At 53.2% G+C, this 1,407-nt stretch carries 1 protein-coding gene and 2 pseudogenes; all 3 read right to left on the reverse strand.

Features of this window, described 5'->3' with window-relative positions:
- Positions 1-375 (reverse strand): annotated as a pseudogene (locus tag HNO86_RS30440) (glutathione S-transferase); the annotation flags it as partial.
- A 39-nt stretch (positions 376-414) separates the two neighbouring features.
- Positions 415-1,224: an RHS repeat-associated core domain-containing protein gene (locus HNO86_RS30500; protein WP_306167740.1), complete on the reverse strand. Its 810-nt coding sequence runs from the start codon at positions 1,222-1,224 to the stop codon at positions 415-417.
- 104 nt (positions 1,225-1,328) lie between these two features.
- Positions 1,329-1,407 (reverse strand): annotated as a pseudogene (locus HNO86_RS30095) (glutathione S-transferase); the annotation flags it as partial.

The raw sequence follows: 1,407 nt of genomic DNA on the forward strand, positions 1-1,407 counted from the left end.
TCGCCGCGCGCCAGTCCAGATCCGGATGGCGCAAATCTACATAACCCAACGCACAAGCCACACTGATCGCCGCCACGTCGAAATGACTGGTCAGTTCGGCAATCGCATCTTTCTCCAGCAGTGCCTTCGTAGCGCACCAGTACGGCGGCATCTATGATCCCGTCGTTCATGGAAGGCAGGGTCAGGCGGCGCCAGCGGGCGGGGGATCAGGGGGGGGGGCGACGTGCTGGTAGCCGAGGATCACGCGGCTGTTGTCGAGGACGTTGCCGTCGGCCAGGCAGAGGGTGGGATTTTCTCAGGGGTGACGTCGATCATCGTCTTGTCCGGGTCGGCCGAGGTGAGCACGCAGTTCTTCAGAGTCGTGCGGCCCCGTTGACAGCTTTAAATAAATCTGTCCCTTATTAGTCCTTGTCTTCATTGAGATCTGCGTGTGGGCTGTCTAATGCTTTCTACCGTTCTCCAACCGTCAGCAGGAACGGGCACAAGCCTTTCAACTAGGGTGATCACGGGCGGCGCCTCCGAAAAAGTATATTTTTGATTTCTTTCAATCAGGGGGGAGGGTGAAGTACTTGAGACATTTTTCATGACCTCGTCACGATATTGTTTTTTCGCAGCATTCATTTCTTTAGCTTCGAAAGTAGTTAAGGTATTGGCCCTGCTGCCAGCGAGCTCTGGATTATGTGAAAGCACCGCAGCATGAGTTTTACGATGTTTTTCTGCCTTCAGTTGCGCTAGATATGCACCTCTCGGTGTTTTTCCGGAGGTGAATATCTCGTCTATATTTTGCTTTGTGTTCGTCTGAGCCAAAGCCAGGTTCTGTAGAGTCTTTTTTGTGCTGGCCGGCTCCATGAGCCCTGCCTTTCTCAGGAAAAATTTCAGAAACTCAAAAGTATGCCCTGTTGGATCTATCGAATTGACAGGGTCCCCTGCACAGTACCCATAAACATTCAACCCTCCCTTCCCAAATGGACTCCAACTATCCGGGCTGTTAAATCGCATCAAGACCGAATTGAACTGTCGATAGCCTTTGCCCAAGTGATAATGCCCAGTCAGTGGGTCCGGCAGTTCGCCGTTGAACCCAAGCAGGCTGAGCAAACCACCGAGGGAGCGATGGCCATAGGGTGTGTAGGCGATGGCATGCGCCCGATTCGTATCAAGGACGTTCAACACCGAGTTCTGCAGATCGGTCCCCAACAGAATGGTTTTGCTTGAGCGCGTAGGCATCAGCTGAACTCCGAACAAGGTCCATAAAGCCGGAGCACTTAGCATCGGAGTTTTCTCAGCTATTGCCTACTATCAGAACTGCTAGTCCTTTGCCCTTGCCAAATTCAAACCTTCGGCATCGTCGCCAGCATCGAAGGCCGCTGGCTCACCTCGAAATACCACGCCGCCAACTGCGGATTCGCC

The sequence above is a fragment of the Pseudomonas sp. C1C7 genome, from assembly GCF_013359595.1.
Taxonomy (GTDB): Bacteria; Pseudomonadota; Gammaproteobacteria; order Pseudomonadales; family Pseudomonadaceae; genus Aquipseudomonas.

Coding starts and splice junctions, on each gene's coding strand:
- HNO86_RS30500 (WP_306167740.1), bottom strand. CDS start 1,224: ATGCCTACGCGCTCAAGCAAAACCATTCTGTTGGGGACCGATCTGCAG.